17 protein-coding genes are annotated in these 20416 nt (G+C 64.5%); 8 read left to right on the plus strand and 9 right to left on the minus strand.

Annotation, left to right across the window (positions count from 1 at the left end; all coding sequences use genetic code 11):
- Positions 1–24 precede the first annotated feature (24 nt).
- Complete coding sequence (locus IE243_RS07200) at positions 25–1281, minus strand: BaiN/RdsA family NAD(P)/FAD-dependent oxidoreductase (protein ID WP_191318883.1); 1257 nt, start codon at positions 1279–1281, stop codon at positions 25–27.
- Positions 1282–1837: 556 nt separating this feature from the next.
- Here IE243_RS07200 and IE243_RS07205 point away from each other — a divergent pair.
- From IE243_RS07205 to IE243_RS07220, 4 genes are all read left to right on the plus strand, one after another.
- On the plus strand, positions 1838–2752 hold the full coding sequence (locus IE243_RS07205; RefSeq protein ID WP_191318689.1) for an SDR family NAD(P)-dependent oxidoreductase: 915 nt from the start codon (positions 1838–1840) through the stop codon (positions 2750–2752).
- Between the two features lie 186 nt (positions 2753–2938).
- Entirely contained in the window at positions 2939–4387 is a 1449-nt protein-coding gene (locus IE243_RS07210) for a hydroxymethylglutaryl-CoA synthase family protein (RefSeq protein ID WP_191318690.1), read from the plus strand.
- A 2-nt stretch (positions 4388–4389) separates the two neighbouring features.
- A complete protein-coding gene (locus tag IE243_RS07215) occupies positions 4390–5595 on the plus strand; it encodes an acetyl-CoA acetyltransferase (protein WP_191318691.1) in 1206 nt (401 codons plus the stop codon).
- Positions 5596–5744: 149 nt separating this feature from the next.
- Positions 5745–6173, plus strand: coding sequence for a cupin domain-containing protein (locus tag IE243_RS07220; RefSeq protein WP_191318692.1), 429 nt, complete (start codon positions 5745–5747; stop codon positions 6171–6173).
- A gap of 114 nt (positions 6174–6287) precedes the next feature.
- Here IE243_RS07220 and IE243_RS07225 read toward each other — a convergent pair whose 3' ends face one another.
- Complete coding sequence (locus IE243_RS07225) at positions 6288–7124, minus strand: MetQ/NlpA family ABC transporter substrate-binding protein (RefSeq protein WP_373301618.1); 837 nt, start codon at positions 7122–7124, stop codon at positions 6288–6290.
- Positions 7125–7470: 346 nt separating this feature from the next.
- On the opposite strand from IE243_RS07225, the gene IE243_RS07230 reads away from it, so the two are divergent.
- Positions 7471–8691, plus strand: coding sequence for an ABC transporter substrate-binding protein (locus IE243_RS07230; protein ID WP_191318693.1), 1221 nt, complete (start codon positions 7471–7473; stop codon positions 8689–8691).
- Between the two features lie 185 nt (positions 8692–8876).
- Positions 8877–9149: a hypothetical protein gene (locus tag IE243_RS07235; protein WP_191318694.1), complete on the plus strand. Its 273-nt coding sequence runs from the start codon at positions 8877–8879 to the stop codon at positions 9147–9149.
- 194 nt (positions 9150–9343) lie between these two features.
- Here the strand turns inward: IE243_RS07235 and IE243_RS07240 are convergent, their stop codons facing one another.
- The 4 genes from IE243_RS07240 to IE243_RS07255 all read right to left on the minus strand — a co-directional run bounded on the left by IE243_RS07240 (position 9344) and on the right by IE243_RS07255 (position 13647).
- Positions 9344–10969 (minus strand): ABC-F family ATP-binding cassette domain-containing protein, encoded by a 1626-nt coding sequence (locus IE243_RS07240; protein WP_191318695.1) that lies wholly within the window; start codon positions 10967–10969, stop codon positions 9344–9346.
- Positions 10970–11283: 314 nt separating this feature from the next.
- Complete coding sequence (locus tag IE243_RS07245; RefSeq protein ID WP_191318696.1) at positions 11284–12450, minus strand: serine hydrolase domain-containing protein; 1167 nt, start codon at positions 12448–12450, stop codon at positions 11284–11286.
- A gap of 402 nt (positions 12451–12852) precedes the next feature.
- Positions 12853–13329 (minus strand): hypothetical protein, encoded by a 477-nt coding sequence (locus IE243_RS07250; RefSeq protein ID WP_191318697.1) that lies wholly within the window; start codon positions 13327–13329, stop codon positions 12853–12855.
- Between the two features lie 117 nt (positions 13330–13446).
- The gene (locus tag IE243_RS07255; RefSeq protein ID WP_191318698.1) at positions 13447–13647 is read right to left on the minus strand and encodes a hypothetical protein; all 201 of its coding nucleotides are present in this window, start codon (positions 13645–13647) and stop codon (positions 13447–13449) included.
- 1076 nt (positions 13648–14723) lie between these two features.
- Between IE243_RS07255 and IE243_RS07260 the strand changes: the two genes are divergently transcribed.
- A complete protein-coding gene (locus tag IE243_RS07260) occupies positions 14724–15302 on the plus strand; it encodes a C39 family peptidase (RefSeq protein ID WP_191318699.1) in 579 nt (192 codons plus the stop codon).
- 172 nt (positions 15303–15474) lie between these two features.
- Here the strand turns inward: IE243_RS07260 and IE243_RS07265 are convergent, their stop codons facing one another.
- Positions 15475–17085 (minus strand): AMP-binding protein, encoded by a 1611-nt coding sequence (locus IE243_RS07265; protein ID WP_191318700.1) that lies wholly within the window; start codon positions 17083–17085, stop codon positions 15475–15477.
- A gap of 194 nt (positions 17086–17279) precedes the next feature.
- Positions 17280–18212, minus strand: a complete 933-nt coding sequence (locus tag IE243_RS07270; RefSeq protein WP_191318701.1) for an IclR family transcriptional regulator — start codon at positions 18210–18212, stop codon at positions 17280–17282.
- Positions 18213–18437: 225 nt separating this feature from the next.
- Between IE243_RS07270 and IE243_RS07275 the strand changes: the two genes are divergently transcribed.
- Positions 18438–19298, plus strand: coding sequence for a MaoC/PaaZ C-terminal domain-containing protein (locus IE243_RS07275; RefSeq protein WP_191318702.1), 861 nt, complete (start codon positions 18438–18440; stop codon positions 19296–19298).
- 350 nt (positions 19299–19648) lie between these two features.
- Here the strand turns inward: IE243_RS07275 and IE243_RS07280 are convergent, their stop codons facing one another.
- Entirely contained in the window at positions 19649–20395 is a 747-nt protein-coding gene (locus IE243_RS07280; protein WP_191318885.1) for a proteasome-type protease, read from the minus strand.
- Between the last annotated feature and the right edge of the window lie 21 nt (positions 20396–20416).

Here is a 20416-nt window from a genome sequence, read left to right on the forward strand (position 1 = left end):
GCATCGGAGCAGGTGTGGTCAGTCTCACGCGGCCTGGCCGGCGCACCAGCCCGAGGCCCAGGCCCACTGGAAGTTGTAACCGCCGAGCCAGCCGGTGACGTCCACTGCCTCGCCGATGACATACAGGCCAGGCAGGGATTTCACCGCCATGGTCTTCTGGTCCAGTTCGTCGGTGTCGACGCCGCCGAGCATCACTTCCGCCGTGCGGTAGCCTTCCGTGCCATTGGGCCGGATCACCCAGGCGTTCACCGCCGCGTCGAGCGCGCGCAAATGTTTGTCGTTGCAGTCGGCCAGCCGTTCGGGGCCGGGCGTCATCTCGACGATGGCCTGGGCGAGGCGCTTCGGCAGGATGGCGGCCAGCGCGGTCTGCGGCGCCTGGCGGCCATTGGCGACGCGGGCCGTTTTCAATGCCGCGAACACATCGACGCCCGGCGCCAGCGACAGGGTGATGGCGTCGCCCTCGCGCCAGTATGACGAGATTTGCAGAATCGCCGGCCCGCTCAGGCCCCTGTGGGTGAACAGCAGCGCCTCGGCGAAACTGGTTTTGCGTCCGCCCGGCGCCGTGTGGCTCACGACGGCGTCCACCGCCACGCCGGCCAGGGGCGCCAGCGCCGCCAGTTGCTCCGGCGCCAGGGTGAAAGGCACGAGACCCGGGCGCGGCGCGACGATGTCGAGGCCGAACTGGGTCGCAACCTCAAAAGCGAAGCCCGTCGCGCCCATCTTCGGGATCGATTTGCCGCCGGTGGCGATCACCAGCGAGGCGCAACTGACCTGCATCGGGGCGGCCGGGCCTGACGGGGGGACGCTTTGCGCGGACCCGCGTCGCGCGGCTTTGCCGGCGACCGGCGACAGCAGCACGGTGAAGCCGTTTCCGGCGCGACGGATGTCGCTGGCGGCTGTGGCCAGCATCAGGCGCGCGCCGGTCTGGCGCAGGTGGCCGGTCAGCATGTCGACAACCTGCGTGGCCGGGCCGTCACAAAACAGTTGCCCCAAAGTCTTTTCATGCCAGGCGATGCCGGCGGCGTCGACCATGGCGACGAAGTTGCGCCAGCCGTAACGGCGCAGGGCCGAAATGCAGAAGGACGGATTCTGCGACAGGTAGTTTTTCGGCGTCGCGTTGACGTTGGTGAAATTGCAGCGTCCGCCGCCGGAAATGCGGATTTTCTCGCCAGGTGCGGCGGCGTGGTCGACGATCAGCACGCGCCGTCCGCGTTTCGCCGCCTCGATGGCGCACATCATGCCGGCGGCGCCGGCGCCAATCACCAGGACGTCGACCTCCATGGCCGCGGGCGGGCAAGCGGGGGAGGGCGGGGCGGAAGCGGTCAAGATGGGATCCTCTGCGCCGGCATGGACCGGCGCCGCTCCGTATAGGGTATGATGGGGCCTGACTGAAACAGCCAGTGAGACGCGGCCTGCGGCCTGGCGGCGAAATGCCCGGTCGCGGCAAGATCGCGATGAATCATGAGCCGCCTGCCGTTCCAGAAAGGCGTGATCCCTGAAAAGGCGGTCCTGAAGGCTCGCACAACACCGCTTCCCGGCGCCGTCGCCTCCGTGAACCGGGAGATCGGGGCGCGGCGAAGCACAAGGCCTGGAGGCGGGAGGGCGGGGAGGTTTCGCTGACGGAGCCGCCGCGGCGGAGCCATGCGCTGCGTAATTGCGAAACTCGATTTCGCATACGTTGACTTGCTTCTTTCTCCCATGCCAATGAATGTCCAGCGTGGCGCAGAAGCGCCCCTGTTCACGCCTGCATGCGTTCCGGCGCCCATGTGTTTGGGGCGCCAACGTTTTGGGACGCATGTCCGGCGAAGGTCATCAGCATTCACGAGGAGAAGCGCTCATGGGTTGTCTTGACGGTAAGGTCGTCCTGGTTACGGGCGCCGGTCGCGGCATTGGCCGTGAGATCGCCATTCTGGCGGCGAAAGAGGGCGCGAAGGTTGTGGTGAACGACCTCGGCGGCGATCCCGAAGGCGAAGGCGCCGACGCGGGCCCGGCCAATGAAGTCGTCGACATCATTCGCTCCGCCGGCGGCGAGGCCATCGTCAACGGCGGTTCGGTCGCCGAGCCTGGCGAAGCCGAGAAGATGGTGCAGGACGCTGTCGACAAGTGGGGCCGCATCGACTCGGTGATCAACAACGCCGGCATCCTGCGCGACCGCATCTTCCACAAGATGAGCGTCCACGACTTTGAGTCGGTCATCAAGGTGCACCTGCTCGGCTCGTTCTACACCTCGCGCGCCGCCGCCCAGTATTTCCGCCAGCAGAACAGCGGCAATTTCGTTCACTTCACCTCGACCTCGGGCCTGATCGGCAACTTCGGCCAGTCCAACTACGCCGCCGCCAAGCTCGGCATCGTTGGCCTGTCCAAGTCGATCGCCCTCGACATGGCGCGCTACAACGTGCGCTCCAATTGCGTGTCGCCGTTCGCCTGGAGCCGTCTGATCGGCACCATTCCGGCGGAGACTGAGGCCGAGCGCCAGCGCGTCGAGCGCATGAAGCAGATGGGCCCGGAGAAGATCGCGCCGCTCGCCGTGTTCCTGGCCAGCGACCAGCTCGCCAAGGACGTCACCGGCCAGATCTTCGCCGTGCGCATGAACGAAGTGTTCCTGATGGGCCAGTCGCGCCCGCTGCGCGGCATGCAGCGTTCGGAAGGCTGGACCCCCCAGTCGCTGGCCGAGCACGCCCTGCCGGCGCTGAAGTCGTCGTTCTACCCGCTCGACCGCTCCGCCGACATCTTCGGCTGGGATCCGGTCTGATCCCATGGCGTTTTCAAGAAAAGTGGGAGCCACTTTTCGGTAAGAAAACGCGTCGCCAACGTGGCGCGCCCCCTGCCTGGGGCCGCCAGAAACATGACGCGCGCCGGACCCCGCCGCCCGGCGCGCCAATACAAATTCAGGTCATGGGCGTCGCCCGTCGGCGTGCATGACGCGACAGGAGACGCCATGTCATTCGGAATTCTGTCTTACGGAGCTTACGTTCCGCGCCTGCGCCTGCAGCGCAAGGTCATTGCGGACGCCAACTCCTGGTTCAACGCCGCCCTGAAGGGGCTCGGCAAGGGCGAGCGCGCCATGGCCAACTGGGACGAGGACCCGGTGACCATGGCCGTCGAAGCCGCCCGCGACGCGCTGGTTGGCCATGATCGCGACGGCGTCACCGCCGTCACGCTGGCCTCCACCACCTTTCCCTTCCTCGACCGCCTTAACGCCGGCGTGGTGACGGGCGCTCTCAGTCTCGACGAGAGCACCGCCTCCAACGACATTTCGGGCACCCAGCGGGCCGGCACCACGGCGCTGTTGCAGGCGCTGAACAGCCGTGGCCAGACCCTGGTCGCCGCCGCCGAGAAGCGCGATTCCAACGCCGCCAGCCCGCTGGAGATGCAGACTGGCGACGGCGCCGCCGCGCTGCTGATTGGCGAAGGCGAACCCGTGGCGAAGCTGCTGGCCTCCTCCACCCGCTCGGCCGATTTCGTCGACCACTTCCGCACCATCGATTCCGGCACGGACTATGGTTGGGAAGAGCGCTGGATCCGCGACGCCGGCTACATGACCATCGTGCCGCCAGCCATCAAGGCGGCGCTCGACAAGGCTGGCCTCACCCCCGCCGACGTCAACCATTTCGTCATGCCCGCCGTGCTGCCCAAGCTGGCTAACGCCATGGCGAAAAAAGCCGGCGTTCCTGACGCCGCCGTGCGCGACAATCTCTCGGCCGTTTGCGGCGACACTGGCGCGGCCCACGCGCTGGTGATGCTGGTGCACGCCCTGGAGCAGGCGAAGCCCGGCGAGCGCATCCTGGTGGTCGGTTTCGGCCAGGGCGTCGACGTCATGGTGTTCGAGGTGACGCCGGCCAATGAAAAGAAGACCGGTCGCCTCGGCGTCTCCGGCCATCTGGCCCGTCGCCGCGAGGAGACCAATTACAACAAGTTCCTCGCTTTCAACGACGTGGTGGAGATTGAGCGCGGCATGCGCTCCGAGGCGGACAAGCTCACGGCCCTGTCGGCCATGTGGCGCAACCGCGGCGCGGTCACCAGCTTCACGGGCGGCAAATGCGAGAAGTGCGGCACGCTGCAATATCCGATCAGCCGCATCTGCGTGAACCCGAACTGCGGCGCCGTCGACACCCAGAAGCCGGAGCCCTTCGCCGACAAGACCGGCCGGGTCAACTCCTACACCGCCGACCGCCTGACCTATTCGCCTGATCCGCCGGCCTGCTACGGTATGATCCAGTTCGAAGAAGGCGGCCGCTGGATGATGGACTTCACCGACGTCGACGAGAAAGACCTCGAGGTCGGGCGCAACATGCGCATGATGTTCCGTGTGAAAGACATTGATAACCAGCGCGGCTTCCGCCGATACTTCTGGAAAGCGGCGCCCGTCGCCGCAGGAGGAAACTGATCATGGCCAAGGGCATTCGCGACAAGGTCGCCATTCTGGGCATGGGTTGCTCGAAGTTCGGCGAGCGCTGGGACATGAACGCCGAGGACCTGATGGTCGAGGCCTATGTCGAGGCGCTGTCCGACGCGGGCATCGAAACGAAGCAGATCGACGCCGCCTGGCTTGGCACCGGCATTGAGGAGCAGCACGTCGGCAAGTCGGCTGTGCCGCTCGCCGTCGCCCTGCGCCTGCCGTTCATCCCGGTGACCCGCGTTGAGAACTTCTGCGCCTCGGGCACCGAGGCGTTCCGCGGCGCGGTCTACGCCGTGGCCTCCGGCGCGGCGGACATCGCGCTGGCGCTCGGCGTCGAGAAGCTGAAGGACACGGGCTACGGCGGCCTGCCGCAGCGCGGGCGCGGCACGGTCAACAACATGACCTGGCCGAACCTGTCGGCGCCCGGCTCCTTCGCCCAGCTCGCCGCGGCCTACCGGGCCAAGCACGGCGCCTCGCCGGAAGATCTGAAACGCGCCATGGCGCACGTCTCGGTCAAGAGCCATGACAATGGCGCGAAGAACCCGAAGGCGCACCTGCGCAACAAGATCGACATCGACACCGTGCTCAAGGCGCCGATGATCGCCGAGCCGCTGGGTCTGTTCGACTGCTGCGGCGTGTCCGACGGTTCGGCCTGCGCCATCGTCACCACGCCGGAGATCGCCCGCAGCCTCGGCAAGACCGACCTGATCACCGTCAAGGCTTTGCAGCTGGCCGTGTCCAACGGCTCGGAAGCGCAGCACAACTCCTGGGACGGCAGCTACTTCGCCACCACCCGCATCGCCGCCAAGCGCGCCTATGCGGAAGCCGGCATCGAGAAGCCGCGCGACGAGGTCAGCCTGGTCGAGGTGCACGACTGCTTCTCGATCACCGAACTGGTGACCATGGAAGACCTGTACCTGTCGCCGGAAGGCGGGGCCATCCGCGACATTCTCGACGGCTTCTACGACGCCGACGGCCAGTTGCCGTGCCAGATCGATGGCGGCCTGAAGTGCTTCGGCCACCCCATCGGCGCCTCGGGCCTGCGGATGATCTACGAGATGTATCTGCAGATGCTCGGCCGCGCCGGCGAGCGCCAGCGCCAGGAAACCCCGCGCATCGGCATGACCCACAACCTCGGCGGCTTCCCGCACCAGAACGTCTGCTCGATCTCGATCGTCGGCCGTTACGAGGGCTGAGGCTTTCGTCTGGACTGAATGCGAAAGGCGGCCCCAGGGCCGCCTTTTCTTTTGCAAAATCCGGCGCCGGATTTCTGCATTTATGGACAGCTTGTCAGTGAAACAACGCGGTGAGATCGTCCAGCGTTCTGGTTTGCCGGGGGGCATGAATGATCGGGTTCAAAACGTGTCTGGCGAGCGCCGCGGCGGCCTGCCTGCTGGCGTCGTCATCGGTTCTGGCGCTGGAAGCCGTCACCGTCAAACCGCTGGCTGAGAAGACCGAAACCGCATCCGGCCAGCCGATCGGGTTGCCGCGGAAGGACGTGCGGGTTCTCGTCTCCACCTATGACATCGCGCCAGGAGCCAGGCTGCCGGTCCACAAGCACCCGTTCGCGCGCTATGCGGTGGTGCAGGGCGGGACGCTGGAAGTGACCAATACCGCAACAGGAGCCAGCACGACCTACAGAACGGGCGATGTCGTCATCGAAATGATCGACCAGTGGCATCATGCCCGCAATATTGGCGAGGACGCTGTCAAACTGCTGGTCATCGACCAGATTGAGGGCGCTGGCGGCAATACGGTGCTGCATCGCGATTGAGCCTGTGTCCCCGTTCCGGCGGCGTGAGGCGCGCCAGCTGGCTGTTGGCGCCGCGTCATTGAACTGGCGCGCATTTCGGCGGCGCCTGACGTTTTCCGACGCCGGTCGTCGGCGTCAGTCGAAATAGTCCGGCAGGCGAAAGCCATCGTAAAAGCGGTCGTCGCGGATGGTTTTCTGGAATTCCCGTGACTTGTAGGCCGCCGCGATATCCCGGGCCCAGGGCGCATCGGCATTTTTCTTCTTCACGGCAACCACATTGACGTACGGCAGCGTCATCTTTTCGAGCGCCAGGGCGTCGGTCAGCTTCAGGCCGCTGTAGATGGCGAAGTTGCCCTGGACAGCGGCCAGCTCCACGTCCTCCAGGGCGCGCGGCGCCTGGGCCGATTCCAGCGGCGTGATCTTCACGCGCTTGCTGTTGCTGGTGACGTCAAGCTCCGTGACGTCAATCGGATTGGCGGCCGGTTTCAGTTCGATCCAGCCAAGATCACGCAGGATTTTCAGCGCCCGCTCCAGGTTCACGGGGTCATTCGGAACCGCCACCCGCGCGCCGGATTTGACATCGGCGGCGGCTTTGTAGGTGCGCGAATACAAGCCCATGGGCGGGGTGGGCACGTGAACGATGCCGGCGAGGTCGGTTTTCTGGCGCTGATTATACGCCTCCAGAAACACCGAATGCTGCATGATGTTGGCGTCGATGTCGCCAGTGAAAACCGCGTTGTTGGCCTCCAGTCCCGAGCTGAAGCTGACATATTTCACGCGGTAACCCTGCCGCTCCAGGATCGGCGCGACGCCCTTGCGGAATGTATCCTCATAGGGGCCAGGCACAAATCCAAGCTTCAGGTCTTTGTATGGCGGGTCAGCCTGTTGCGTCGTCGCAGCCAGTCCAGACGCCAGAGCAGCGGACATGGCCAGTGTAAGGGCCAGGACAAACGTCCGTCGTATCGGGTTGATGCGCACGTTCAATTCCAGTTTTGCTTCATGAGCACAGAAATATACGGCAGCTTGGCTGGATAATTTTCCAAAGCGCACGGCCCTCCGCGCATGGCGTTCCGATTCTGGCTGGCGATTGGCAAAAGCTTTCCAGCCCTGACCCCGGTTGCTGACGCCAACTGAACGGGCGCGCAGAGCCCGCGCCGGATCGCTCCAGGGGGGCATGCATCCTGGCCGCCGCCTGCGGCGCAAGGCTGCGCAGCGCAATGATCCCCCTGAGCGTTCTTGCTGAATTGACAGCCGGTTATCTGGTATATTACCGTTCGGTCATAAATAGTCTTTCCGGTAGATAACAAGGAGGGGGAACATGGCCAGGAGGAAAAGGCGGCTGCTCGCCGCGACCTGTCTCGCGATCGCGGGAATTATGGGATCGGGCGCCGGTCGCGCTGCGTCGATATCCAACGACGTCGTGAAGATCGGCGTCATGAACGACCAGTACGGCCCTGGCGCTGAAGTCACCGGGCCGGGTTCTGTCTACGCCGCCCGTCTCGCCATCGAGGACTTTGGCCCGACAGTTCACGGCGCGAAGATCGAGCTGGTGGTCGGCGATCACCAGACCAAGGCCGATCTTGGTTCGGCGGTGGCGCGCAAGTGGTATGACAGCGACGGCGTCGACATGATCGCCGACATCGGCAGTTCAGCTGTGTCGCTGGCGGTGCAGTCGCTGGCCCGCGAACGCGGCAAGGTCGTCATGCACGTTGGTTCGGCGACGGACCGGATTTTCGGGCAGGACTGTTCGCCGACGGGCTTCATGTGGCTGTACGACACCTATGCCATCGCCCAGGCGCTGGCGAAGGGTAACGTCGCAGTCGGCGGCAAGACCTGGTTTATTCTTGCCGTGGACTATGCTTTCGGGCATTCCATGGAAGCCCAGCTCAAGAAAATTGTCGCGGATACGGGCGGACAGGTGGTTGGCTCAGTCCGGCACCCGCTCAATGCGTCCGATTTTTCGTCGTTCGTATTGCAGGCGCAGGCGTCGAAAGCCAATATTATCGCGCTGGCCAACGCCGGCCCGGATACGGTCAACGCCATCAAGCAGGCGGCGGAATTCGACGTGCATGGTCGCGGCCAGAACCTTGCCGCCACGACCTTCTATCTTCCCAACGTTCATAGTCTGGGTCTGCAGACCGCGCAGGGGCTGCGCATCGTCACCGGCTTCTACTGGGACCGGAACGACGATACCCGCGCCTTTGACAAGCGCTTCCGGAAGCTGTCGGGCGGCGTTCCAGCGGACCATGTCCATGCCGGCGTTTACAGCGCGGTTCTGGCCTATCTGCGCGCCGTTCAGGCGGCGGGAACCGATGATGGCGCCAAAGTCGCCGAAACCATCAAGTCGCTCCCCGTCAATGACATGTTCGCGGAAGGGGCGAAGGTCCGAAAGGATGGCCGCCTGATGAACGACCTGTTCCTCGCGGAGGTGAAGAAGCCGGCGGACAGCAAGGGGCCGTGGGACTACTACGACATCAAGACCCGTCTCAAGGCCTCTGACATCATCCGCCCGCTGGACCAGGGCGGCTGCAAGCTCTGAGCCAGACTCTCCGGTCCCGGCGCCTGAGCCGAAAGAGGCTCAGGCGCTTCCCCAGCTATCCGTCTGGCGACCGGACGCGACCGGTTTGATGGCTATCTCTATTCCGAAATTGTCTGCGAATACCGGTATTCATGTGGAATGATCATCCGCCGCCCCAGAGAGGGCGCCTTGGGGAAGGTTGCGCGATGAAACTGTCCTGTCTGGCTATTGTGAGCGCCATCGCCTGTTGCGGCCTCGCCGCATGTGTTTCGCCGGAGCAGCAGCGGGCCCAGGACAGCGCGCGGTGCAGCGGCTATGGGTTTGCCAGCGGCAGCGAGGGCTACGCCAATTGCATGATGCAGACCAGCATGGCGCGTGATCAGGGCGAGCGGGACAAGATGGCCCAGTTCTGGGCCCAAGACAATGCAACCCGCCGCGAACGCGAGCGTCTGGCAGGGTTGCCGCCGCGTGGTTATTGAGCGCGGGCGCCAGGCGATGAAGCGGAGAGGCGGCTTGCGCCGGTCAGGCCGCTGCCGTTCGGGCAAAAGCCGGTTCACGGACAATGCCCTGACCGGTTGATCCGGCGCAATTGCGGGGCCCGGGAGCGCCCTGCATCCGCATGGTTTGAGCAAATTCCGGTCGATCAGCCGTTTCCGGCTGATCGGAACCCGCCCTATCCGGCGTGCAGGCCGGGCGCTTCCTGACCGGTGGCGGCGACATATTCCGTGTAGCCGCCGCCATACTGATGCACGCCCTCCGGCGTCACCTCCAGCACCCGGTTGGAGAGGGCGGCGAGGAAGCGTCGGTCGTGCGAGACGATCAGCATGGCGCCTTCATAGTCCGCCAGCGCTTCGATCAGCATTTCCTTGGTGGCGAGGTCGAGGTGGTTGGTCGGCTCGTCCAGCACCAGGAAATTCGGCGGATCGTAGAGCATCCGCGCCATGGCCAGCCGCGCCTTCTCGCCGCCGGACAGCACGCGGCATTTCTTCTCCACGTCGCCGCCGGAAAAGCCAAAACAGCCGGCCAGCGTGCGCAACGAGCCCTGGCCTGCGTGCGGGAAAGCGTCCTCCAGCGTCTCGAACACGGTGCGCTCGCCGTCCAGCACGTCCATGGCGTGCTGGGCGAAATAACCCATCTTCACGGCGCTGCCGATCGCGGCCTGGCCGGCGTCAGGCTCCGAGGCGCCGGCGACGAGCTTCAGCAGGGTGGACTTGCCGGCGCCGTTGACGCCGAGCACGCACCAGCGCTCCTTGCGGCGGACGACGAAGTCGAGCTTGTCATAGATGCGACGCGCTCCGTAAGCCTTGTCGACGCCCTTCAGCGACGCCACTTCTTCGCCCGAGCGCGGCGCCGGAGGGAATTCGAAGCGCACCGTCTGGCGACGCAATGGTGGTTCGACGCGCTCGATCTTGTCGAGCTTCTTCACCCGGCTCTGCACCTGGGCGGCGTGCGAGGCGCGCGCCTTGAAGCGCTCAATGAACTTGATCTCCTTGGCCAGCATGGCCTGCTGGCGTTCAAACTGCGCCTGCTGCTGCTTTTCCTTCAGCCCCCGCTGCTGTTCGTAGAATTCGTAGTCGCCGGAATAGGAGGTGAGCGCGCCGCCGTCGATCTCGATGATCTTGTTGACGATGCGGTTCATGAACTCGCGGTCATGCGAGGTCATCAGCAGCGCCCCCTCGAAGTTCCGCAGGAAGCCCTCCAGCCAGATCAGGCTTTCCAGGTCCAGGTGGTTGCTCGGTTCGTCGAGCAGCATCACGTCCGGGTTCATCAGCAGAATGCGGGCCAGGGCGACGCGCATCTTCCAGCCGCCCGAGAGATTGCCGACATCGCCGTCCATCATCTCCTGGGTGAAGCTCAGGCCGGCGAGCACCTCGCGGGCGCGGGCGTCGAGGGCGTAGCCGTCCAGTTCCTCGAAGCGGCCCTGAACCTCGCCGTAGCGCTCGATAATGGCGTCCATGTCGTCAGCCCGGTCCAGATCGGCCATGGCGGCCTCCAGTTCGCGCATCTCGGCGGCGACCTCGCTGACCGGTCCGGCTCCGTCCATCACCTCGGCCACAGCGCTGCGGCCAGCCATCTCGCCCACGTCCTGGTTGAAATAGCCGATGGAGACGCCGCGATCGACCGCCACCGCGCCCTCGTCCGGCGGCTCCTCGCCGGTGACCATGCGAAACAGCGTGGTCTTGCCGGCGCCGTTGGGACCCACCAGTCCAATGCGCTCGCCCCGGTTCAGCGCGGCGGAGGCCTCCACATAGAGCAACCGCTCGCCGTTCTGCTTGCTGATATTGTCGAGACGAATCATGGAAACCCTGCGCGCGCAAAAGCATGTCCAGGCCCGGCGGAAGATCGCGCCACCCGGACATGCATCAGATCTGGAGACTGGGCGGGTTCCGGTTCGACCCGATTTCGCCCAACCCGTCGCGCGGGTGTTAGAGCATGTTGCGCCTGTACGGAACCACCATTGCCCTGGCGGGACGCCAAAACCCAACTGCGTGCGAGCGGCCCTTTGGGAATTGGGCCGCACGTTTCGTGAGGAAAGCTGGCGGACAGCATGCAGGATACGCCGGGCCAAAGCGGTGGGGGGCGCCGGGTGACGCAGGCTTCATTCAGGGCGTTTTACCGGGGGAGCGGCCGTGTCGGAGTGGAGCGCGGATAGCTCACCTTGTCCGCCGGGGGCGTCAGGCCCTGCATGTAATAGAGCACGTCATTGGCGATGGCGGCGGTGATTTCGGTGTTATTGCCCGCGCCACCGTAAAGTCCGTCCGAATTGGTGAGTACGAAGCATCCGGCGGCGGAGGCCTGCTGCCCCGGCGCGTCGCTTGGCAACAGCGCGATGTAGCTGTTGAAGCCCTGCAATCCGCCGTCCTTCCAGACCGTGGGGAAGTCGGCGTTGCCAGCGGGCGTCAGGAACCAGCCGAGGCCGAGGTTGTCGCCCCAGGGGGTTTTGGCCGGGGTGGCGGGGCTTTGCAGGGCAGGCAACAGTGGCGTCAGCGTATCGTTGGTGATGAGGCCCATATTGAATTTCAGCCATTGCATCATGTCATTGGGCGTCGCCACGACGCCGCCGGCGCCGTTGTAGGCGGGGAACAGCTCCCAGCCTGGCTGGGCGGGGCTGGGAGTGGAGCCGGAATATTCATAACCGACGGGCAGCCTGTTCAACCTGATATTGTCAAAAAAGATGGCGTAGATATCGAGCGGGCTGAAAACGTTTTCGGTCATCAGTTGCTGGAAGTTCTGGCCATTCCCGGCCAGCAGGGGCGCCAGTGCGCCGCCCATGATGCCGAAGCCGAGATTTGAATAGGTATAGCGCTCATTCGGCGGTTTGGGCGTCATTGACGTGGAGGCAAGATAGCCCAGCATGCCCGGCACGCCGTAGGGCATGGGCAGATAGGGTGGGCTGTCATACGCGGCGGTCTGGTTGTCCTGCGGCAGGCCGGAACTGTAGGTGACCAGGCTGGTGATCGGGATGTCGGAGAACTGTGCGCCGATGCCGAGCGGGAAGTCGCCGAGCGTCAGGTTCTGGTTCGACTGCCCCTGCATCTGCAAGGCATAGAGCGTTGCGGTGAATGTCTTGCTGACCGAGGCCAGTTCAAACGGCGTCCCGCCATTGAGCGCCAGCGACTGCCCCGCCTGATTGGCGAGATTTCCGGCGAAAAAGATATTGCTGAAGCCTTCGGCCGCATAGCCGATGACGAAGCCAAGGCCGGTCGGCTGATTGGCGAGATACGACTGGACCAGACCATTGAGCTGGTCCTGGGTTGGCGCGACGATGTCCGTGACCATGCCATCCTCCCACTGCCGTAGCGTCCGGCGCGTGTGTTGTTGCGCATTATTTGCTTTGCGCGACATGGTTGTAGGTATCACCAGTAAAATGCGCCATTCACCGTTATGTGTGATAACGCGAGCGTGTGGACTTCGACCGCAATTCAGCCGAACAGCTTCGGCCGGCTCATGCCCGGAATGCTGTTGGCCAGCGCCACCGCGATGCCCGCGGCGACAATGGCCAGGCCGGCCGGGAGGCGGCGCCATCATGTTTTTCCTGGAGCAGCGTAGCCAAAGAGCATCATGCCGCAAACGGCGGCCGGCAAGCGCTCATTCGTGTGTTCCTGGCCGCGTTGACTGCCGGGGAACGCCATGGTCTTGCCGGCTCAATCGTTTTTGGGCTCGTTGGGTGGAGGAGGGGCTTTAAAGCCTGTGTGACATGGCAAAACGCAACCCCGATGTATTGTGGCCGCCGATGCCGGCGTTGACCGTTACATTCAGGGCCGTGTTATCGCTGATGGCGTAGTTCATTCCGAAATTAAGGGTGCTCCGGACGCTTGATGCATGGGATGGCGGCTGGCAGCGGGCCGGCGTCATGTCGGCCTCGGCGCTCGCGCCCCAGAACAACGTCATATCCGGATTGACGGAGAAGGCGATCGTTGGGCTGACAGCTATGGTTTGTCTGAAATATGCGCCCCGGTCGCTTGCTGCTGTATCATGCAGGCCGCTCCAGGTTACCGACAGACCGAGCGCGACCGGATCGCTCGTCCACCATGCCCCAACGCCGGCGGCGGCGAAGTTGCCGGTCTTTGGCTGGCTGCGGCCATCAGGCTGCGCGCCCACAGACAGGAAGGCTGTTCCGAGCAGCCGGTTGCCGACAAATGGCTTTTTGAAATCCATGCTGATAATCGCGCCGCCTATGCCAACGCTGGTGGCTGCGGGCGTCTCCCACCGGGGAGGTGGAGGTTTCGCGTGTTGCGTTGCCGGAATTCTCAGCCGAGAGGCCGATCGCCGGTGTCAGTCGGGTTCGCAGGGCGACATTGCCGGACAGGTCATCCAGCCGGTCGCCAGACGCGCGACATGGATGAAGCCCGAGGTCGGATCATAGACAACGCCGGCCATGCCGGTGCTTCGGTGCACTGCAAGATAATCAGCGCCCAGACGCAGGCTATAGCCGCCGACCTTGGGCTCCATGCCGCCAATTTCGAATAGCGGCATGTCGAGGATATTCGTGACGGGTTCAGCAATGCACGAAGATGATGATATTGCCAGCAATAGTATTGAGTACGGCATATGGGTTACATGCTATAATATTCACAAATTTAAGTGCGATATATATATTTACATAATATCTTACGGCGTTTAGAAGTATTTTATAGATATGAAAATGGATTTGAGTATGAAGCTTGTTTATTCTGGTGTTCTGGCTTTTGTGGTTATGGCTTTCCCTACGGCTGGGAGCCTGGCGGGCGCGGGCGCGGGCGCGGGCGCGGGCGTAGGCGGTGGCGTTCTGGCAACATTTGGAGGTGGGGCCGGGGCGGCGTCCTGGGGCGCGTGCGCGGGTGGTTTTTGGGGGGCGAATCTGGGAGCCGGCTTCGGGGGCATTGGGACGAGCTATGGTTTGCGCCATCCCGGCCCGGCTTGGTAGCGGCCATGATGCGCACCTGTAAAGCGTGCATTGGGTTTGGAATCAGCATTGGATGCGGCTGGTTCTTTAGTTTTTGTCTATCGGCTGTGTTGTTTTCTGATCTGCCTTGGCAAAAATTTGTTCCAGTTTACGCTATTGGCGGGTGTGTAGTGTCGTTTGGTATGTTCTTTTTATGTATGTATTTACGTCGCCGCGATAGATGACAAATGGGTTGCGGAGGGTAAGGTTGCGCGCCGCAAATACCTGCCCTCCGTGCTGATCATGCTTTCTGTTCGCAGGTAGAGTTGCGCAAGAGAGAGGCTTTGATGTGTATGGGAAAATCTATCCGTTACGGACGCCCAGCCTGATGGTGGCGTGATGCAGATCCGTAAAATTTACTCATGATTTGCGGTTTATATGAACAAAATCGTATTTATGCCTTTGTATCTTCAATGGTGGATCGGCAGTGTGTCGAACTCGATGGAGTAATGATTCCTCTGTTGTTCTGGTCGTCATGTTTTTATTTTGAATTTTCCGAGTGATTTGTTTATATTTTATATATTTGTGCGGCAAATTGGAATTTAATATTTAAAAAATTTATGGATTCATGCGTATGATTGCCCAATGTTTCGTGGAGCGAGGATGCGTATGGTCATTTGCTGCGATCATGCTCCTCCATGGCGCGGCCAATGCAGCGCACGCTGGCGCCGAGACGTCGTGGCGCCGTTCCCACTCCTGGAACAGCATCCGCAATGAGGGCGTCGCGCGCCAGTCGCTCGATATGTCATGTGGCGCGGCGGCTCTGGCGACGTTGCTGACGCATTACCATGGGGCAAATGTCACGGAACGGGATGTTCTCCGGGTCTTTGGTCTGAACGCGGACTATTCGTTGACAGACCTGGCGAACGCCGCCGCGGCCTTTGGTTTTCGCAGCGCGGCGCTTTCGGTTGATATTGGCGCCCTGGAGCGGCTGCGCGCGCCGGTAATACTGTTCATGGACGAAAGGCGCGGCGGGCATTTTGTCGTTCAGCGCGGAGTCCATCCATCTGGCGAGGTCTATGCGCTGGCTGATCCGGCCTGGGGCAATGTGCGTCTTGTGCGGGCGCAATTTCTGCAACGCTGGCGTTCGGAAGGGAGCGCTGAAAACACGGGCCGGGTATTGCTTGTGTTAAAACCCGGCCAGCCAGTGAATGATCAGTTCTTTGGCGAGAGCCGCGCCAGACGCCAGCGTTTTTTGCTGCCGTAAATCACTCCCTGGCGCGCCCTCACAACAGATTGCGAACATGCTCACACATCCGCGACCTGCCAAACCCGGATTGGCGCAATGCATATCCTTGCGGGATTGTCTTCGCGCCGCCGCAGCCTCGCCAGAGGCCCGTCAACGAAACGCGATGTGTCAAGCTGACAGGGTTTCGGTCTCAACCTTTCTCCCGGTCCCACGTTCCCGCTGACACGCCTGTCTGGCGCAGTTCGGTCTTGCGCACCTTTTCGGTCGGCGTCTTTGGCAGCGCGTCGACGATGTCGATGAAGCGGGGGCGGGCGAAACGGGGCACTTCGCCGTCGGTGTGGGCGGCGATCTGCTGCGGCGTCAGCCGGGCGCCGGGGGCGGGAACCACGGCCAGCATCACCTCGTCCTCGCCGCCGGCCATGTCCGCCGCCACGGCATAGGCGGCTACCTCGGCGACGCCGTCCAGCCGCAGCACCGCCTGCTCCACCTCCCACGACGAGATGTTTTCGCCGCGCCGGCGGATGCAGTCCTTGATGCGGTCGACGAAGAACAGGTTGCCTTCATGATCGATGTAGCCGGCGTCGCCTGTGTGGAACCACAGATTGCGCCACGCCTCCATGGTCTTGTCCGGCAGGCCGAGATAGCCGGCCATCATGGTCCAGGGCAGCTTCGGCCGGCTGGTGATCTCGCCGGTCTGGCCCGGGCCCAGCTCCGCGTCGGTTTCGGGATCGCGGATGCTCACCTCAAAGAAGCGCGCATAGGGTTTGCCCGCCGAGCCGGGCTTTGAATCGGTCGCGCCGCCCCAGGAGATAATGTTGTTCTCGGTCATGCCGAAGCCGGAGCTGACCGCCGGCACGCCGAAACGCTCGTGCCAGACCGGAACATGCTCGGCCGGGTTCGGCGCGCACAGGATCAGCCGCAATTGGTGGTCCCGGTCGTCCGGGTGTGGCGGCGTATCGACGACGAAGGCGCTGACCACCCCCAGAGAATTGGTGATGGTGGCGCCATGGCGGCGCACGTCGTCCAGCCAGGCCGTGGCGCTGAACCGGCGGCGCACCACGGCGGTCGCGCCGGTGATCAGGCAGCAGTAGAGCTGCATCAGCAGGCCGTTGGCGTGAAACAGCGGCAGCACGATGTAATAGACGTCGTCCGCCGTCACCGCGAGATTGTCGGCGGCGCCGTAGCCGTAGAGGAAGCAGTGGGCGTGCGGCATCAGCACGCCCTTGGCCGGCCCGGTGGTGCCGGAGGTGTACATGACCGCGGCGATGTCGTGAGCGCGCGGCGTTGGCCCCTGCCAGCGTTCGGCGTCGCGCCAGCCGGCGAAATCGATGACGCGCCAGCGGGCGTCGGCCAGATCGGCCGGCCCTCCGGCGCTGTCCGGATCGGCGATGATCACGGTCTCAAGTTTTGGCAGGCGCGGCGCGATCTCCAGCAGCACCGGCAACAGATCGGCGCCAACGATGGCGACGCCAGCTTCGCAATTGACCAGCTGATGTTCGAGGAAGGCGCCTTTCAGCTCGGTGTTCAGCACCACGAAAGCGGCGCCCAGCCGGCCGAGGCCCAGCCAGGCGCGGATCAGGTCAAGGCTGTTGCGGGCCAGCACGGCGACCCTGTCGCCGGGATCGACGCCGAGATGGTGCAGGAATCCGGCGACCAGTTCCCCGGCCGCGTGGGCGTCGGCGAAGCTCATGGCGTCGCCGTCGACCATGCGCACGAAGGTCTTCTCCGGCCGCTGCCGCGCCTGAAACGCCGTGACCTCGGGCAGAATCCAGCGGGCCGGGTCGTCCGGATAGATGGTCATGGTCGCTTCCCTGTCGTTGGCGCGTTTCGCGCAATATCGCGGGGAAGCTGCAACGGCGGAGCGGCTCTGGCAAGGGGGGACGCAAGGGGAGGCGCAAGAGGGCGGAGTAGCAGGCGCTCAAGAGAGCGGGCGCGTGAGGCGGCAAAGGGCGCAAGCTGGCGGATGCCCGCCCTGCATTTCCGTTTGCCCTGTTTTCACTCTGGCGGGTGAATGACGCCGCCCAGCTGATCAGCGATGGCCCGGGCGGTGCGCGCCAGCATCGGGCCGTAACGGTCGTTGATGTCCTGTTCGCCCAACAGGTAGGCCGGGCCGCCAAGACCCAGCGCATAGACGCCCCGGCCGTTCGGCAGGATGATCGGCGTGCCGGCGCCGTTAATGTCGCGCTGCCATTCGCCGATCGACGTGCAGAAGCCCTTCTCGCGCACCTCGGCGACGGCGGCCTGCACCGCCTCGCGCAGCCTTGGGTAGTCCGCCGGCTTCTGGCGCTTCAGCTCATCCAGCACGGAAACGCGCTCTTCCGGCGTCGCTCCGGCCAGCCAGGCCTTGCCGCTGGAGGTAGTGGCGATCGGCATGCGCGCGCCCACCGGCAGCCGCAGGCCAATCAGCGCCGGGCCTTCGCAGGTTTCGATGCAGATCACCGACAGACGCTCGCGTAGCGTCAGCGAGATGTTCATGTCGCCATTGTTGGCCAGTTCCTGCATAAGCGGCCGGGCGATGCGACGGATGTCGAGCCGCTCCAGCGCGGTGAAGGCGAGCTTCAGCGTGCGCCCGCCCAGCTCGTAGTTGGCCAGGCGCGGATTGTAGCTGAGATAGCCCAGCTCCATCAACGTGTGGGTGATGCGTGAAACCGTGGGCTTGGGCAGACCTGTGCGCTCCGCCAGCTCCTGATTGCCCAGCGGCCCGTCCGGGGCGCGGAACGCCGACAGCACGTCAAGGCCGCGGGCGAGGGCGGTGACGAACAGCCGGCCGCTGTCGGCGCCGTCGCCGCCGCGCGGCCGCCGGCTGGCGGCGCGGGCCGGCGGTTTGCGGCCGGCCGCCGCAGAGCGCCCCCCCGTGGTTTCCGTCCCGTCATCCGCCTCCCCGGCGTCGTCGACGGAAGGCGTGGGGGACTGGTTGGCGTCGGACATGACAGCGCTCCGGCGTCAGGGCGCGGGCCAGGCGAAGATGGAGCGCGGCGCCGCAAAACAGGAAATATCGGGCGGGCCTGCCGCCTGCTCGCAGCACGCTCTAACCGCGCCTGCGCAAATCTGCAAAAACCATTTTCGCAGATTGCGGGACGCGGAGCCCTATGACAAGTTGCCTGCGACAGCCTTCAGGCTTGCCCCAACCAGAAACGAGACAAGGAAACGCAGATGGCCATTGACGCGGACCACCTCATGAACTGGCCGTTCAAGGATCTGGAGCATACCTATGCCGAGCGCGACACAATCCTGTACGCCCTCGGCCTCGGCGTCGGCTCCGACCCGCTGGACGAGAGCCAGCTCCGCTTCGTTTACGAGGATGGTCTGCGGGCGCTGCCCACCATGGCGGTGGTGCTGGGTTACCCGGGGTTCTGGCTGAAAGATCCGGGCACGGGCGTTGACTGGACGAAGGTGCTGCACGGCGAGCAGGGGCTGCAGGTGTTCAAGCCGCTGCCGGCCTCGGGCACGGTGATTGGCCGCACCCGCGTCACCAACATCATCGACAAGGGGCCGGGCAAGGGCGCGATCCTGTATTCCGATCGCGACATTATCGACAAGGCCACCGGCGAGCTGCTGTGCCGGGTGACCGGCTCCAGCTTCCTGCGCGGCGATGGCGGCTTTGGCGGCAAGTCCGGCCCGACGCCGACGCCGCACCAGATCCCGGATCGTGCTCCGGACGTCACCCTGGCTCTGCCGACGCTGCCGCAGGCGGCGCTGATCTATCGCCTCTCCGGCGACTACAACCCGCTGCACGCCGATCCGAAGGTGGCGACGGGCGCTGGCTTCAAGGCCCCGATCCTACACGGCCTGTGCACCTATGGCGTCGTCGGTCGGGCGCTGCTCCAGGCGGTGGGCAATTCCAATCCGGATTCCCTGCGCCGCATGGACGTGCGCTTCACCTCGCCGGTCTATCCGGGTGAAACCATCGTCACGGAGATCTGGCGCGGTGAAAACGGTTCGGCGTCGTTCCGCGCTCGCGTGCAGGAACGCGACGTGGTGGTGATCAACAACGGCTACGCCGAACTGGTTTGAGGCTTTCGCGAGGCGCGCGTCGCGGCCAGCGGCGCGTTGCCCCCGGAGCCGGCGAGCGCGCGCTGACCGCGCCCTCCGCCGGCCATCTCCGCCGCCATTGTGATGCCCAGGCCTGTCGGGGGCATCCACGCCTTGCGCCGCAGGTCCAGCCCTCGCGCTCGCCGTAGCGCCGCTTTCGTGGATGGCCGGGGCAAGCCCGGCCATGACGGGGTGGGCGCGGGGGGCGCCCAAAGGCTGGACAGGGCGCGTCGCCCTGGAAAAATGCCCCGCTGGCGGCGCCAGCAGCCCATGGCGGCGTCCGCTCACGGCCCCGTCGCCCTGTCGCCTGATCTTTTGTTCGGCCAGGGCCTTCAGTCGCCCACGCCCCACGGCGGCGACGGGATATCCATGTGCGCAGCGCGTAGCGCCGCCGACCAGCGGTCACTGAGGTCGCGAAAATATGGATCGCCATTCTCGATGCGGCGGCTCACGGTGATCTCCAGCGCGTCGCGCGGGATCACGGCGATGTCGAGCGGCAGGCCGACGCCGAGGTTGGAGCGCAGCGTCGAGTCCATGGACAGCAGGCCCAGCTTGATGGCGTCGTTGAGCGTCGTGTCCCACTGCACCGAGCGGTCGAGGATCGGCTTGCCGTATTTGTGCTCGCCGATCTGGAAAAATGGGCTGTCACGGCCGCATTCGATGAAATTGCCGGCGGCGTAGACCATGTACATGCGCATTTCACGGCCGGCGATCTGCCCGGCGAGCAGGAAAGCGACGTCGAACGGCAAGCCGGCTTCCTCCAGCGCCTCGCCCAGCTCCTTGCGCATGCGCCGCACGGCGAAGCCGACAAGCTGCGCCGCCCGGAACATGCTCGGCATGTCCTCGATGCGTTCGGTCTCGCCGGTTTCCGGATTGACCACGCCCTCGGAGACCATGGCGATCACCGATTGGGAGATCGATAGGTTGCCGGCGCAGGCGATGGCGATGGCCCGTTCGCCCCCGGCCCCGAACAGATGCAGCTTGCGGAAGGTCGACACATTGTCGATGCCGGCGTTGGTGCGCGTGTCGGCGATCATCACGACGCCGCTCTGGACAAGCAGTCCGACGCAATAGGTCATCGGGGAACTCTCCGGCTCGCC

The organism is Camelimonas fluminis (assembly GCF_014656355.1).
In the GTDB taxonomy this organism is placed as follows: domain Bacteria; phylum Pseudomonadota; class Alphaproteobacteria; order Rhizobiales; family Beijerinckiaceae; genus Camelimonas; species Camelimonas fluminis.

Coding starts and splice junctions, on each gene's coding strand:
- IE243_RS07200 (WP_191318883.1), bottom strand. CDS start 1,281: ATGGAGGTCGACGTCCTGGTGATTGGCGCCGGCGCCGCCGGCATGATG.
- IE243_RS07205 (WP_191318689.1), top strand. CDS start 1,838: ATGGGTTGTCTTGACGGTAAGGTCGTCCTGGTTACGGGCGCCGGTCGC.
- IE243_RS07210 (WP_191318690.1), top strand. CDS start 2,939: ATGTCATTCGGAATTCTGTCTTACGGAGCTTACGTTCCGCGCCTGCGC.
- IE243_RS07215 (WP_191318691.1), top strand. CDS start 4,390: ATGGCCAAGGGCATTCGCGACAAGGTCGCCATTCTGGGCATGGGTTGC.
- IE243_RS07220 (WP_191318692.1), top strand. CDS start 5,745: ATGATCGGGTTCAAAACGTGTCTGGCGAGCGCCGCGGCGGCCTGCCTG.
- IE243_RS07230 (WP_191318693.1), top strand. CDS start 7,471: ATGGCCAGGAGGAAAAGGCGGCTGCTCGCCGCGACCTGTCTCGCGATC.
- IE243_RS07235 (WP_191318694.1), top strand. CDS start 8,877: ATGAAACTGTCCTGTCTGGCTATTGTGAGCGCCATCGCCTGTTGCGGC.
- IE243_RS07240 (WP_191318695.1), bottom strand. CDS start 10,969: ATGATTCGTCTCGACAATATCAGCAAGCAGAACGGCGAGCGGTTGCTC.
- IE243_RS07245 (WP_191318696.1), bottom strand. CDS start 12,450: ATGGTCACGGACATCGTCGCGCCAACCCAGGACCAGCTCAATGGTCTG.
- IE243_RS07250 (WP_191318697.1), bottom strand. CDS start 13,329: ATGGATTTCAAAAAGCCATTTGTCGGCAACCGGCTGCTCGGAACAGCC.
- IE243_RS07255 (WP_191318698.1), bottom strand. CDS start 13,647: ATGCCGCTATTCGAAATTGGCGGCATGGAGCCCAAGGTCGGCGGCTAT.
- IE243_RS07260 (WP_191318699.1), top strand. CDS start 14,724: ATGCTCCTCCATGGCGCGGCCAATGCAGCGCACGCTGGCGCCGAGACG.
- IE243_RS07265 (WP_191318700.1), bottom strand. CDS start 17,085: ATGACCATCTATCCGGACGACCCGGCCCGCTGGATTCTGCCCGAGGTC.
- IE243_RS07270 (WP_191318701.1), bottom strand. CDS start 18,212: ATGTCCGACGCCAACCAGTCCCCCACGCCTTCCGTCGACGACGCCGGG.
- IE243_RS07275 (WP_191318702.1), top strand. CDS start 18,438: ATGGCCATTGACGCGGACCACCTCATGAACTGGCCGTTCAAGGATCTG.
- IE243_RS07280 (WP_191318885.1), bottom strand. CDS start 20,395: ATGACCTATTGCGTCGGACTGCTTGTCCAGAGCGGCGTCGTGATGATC.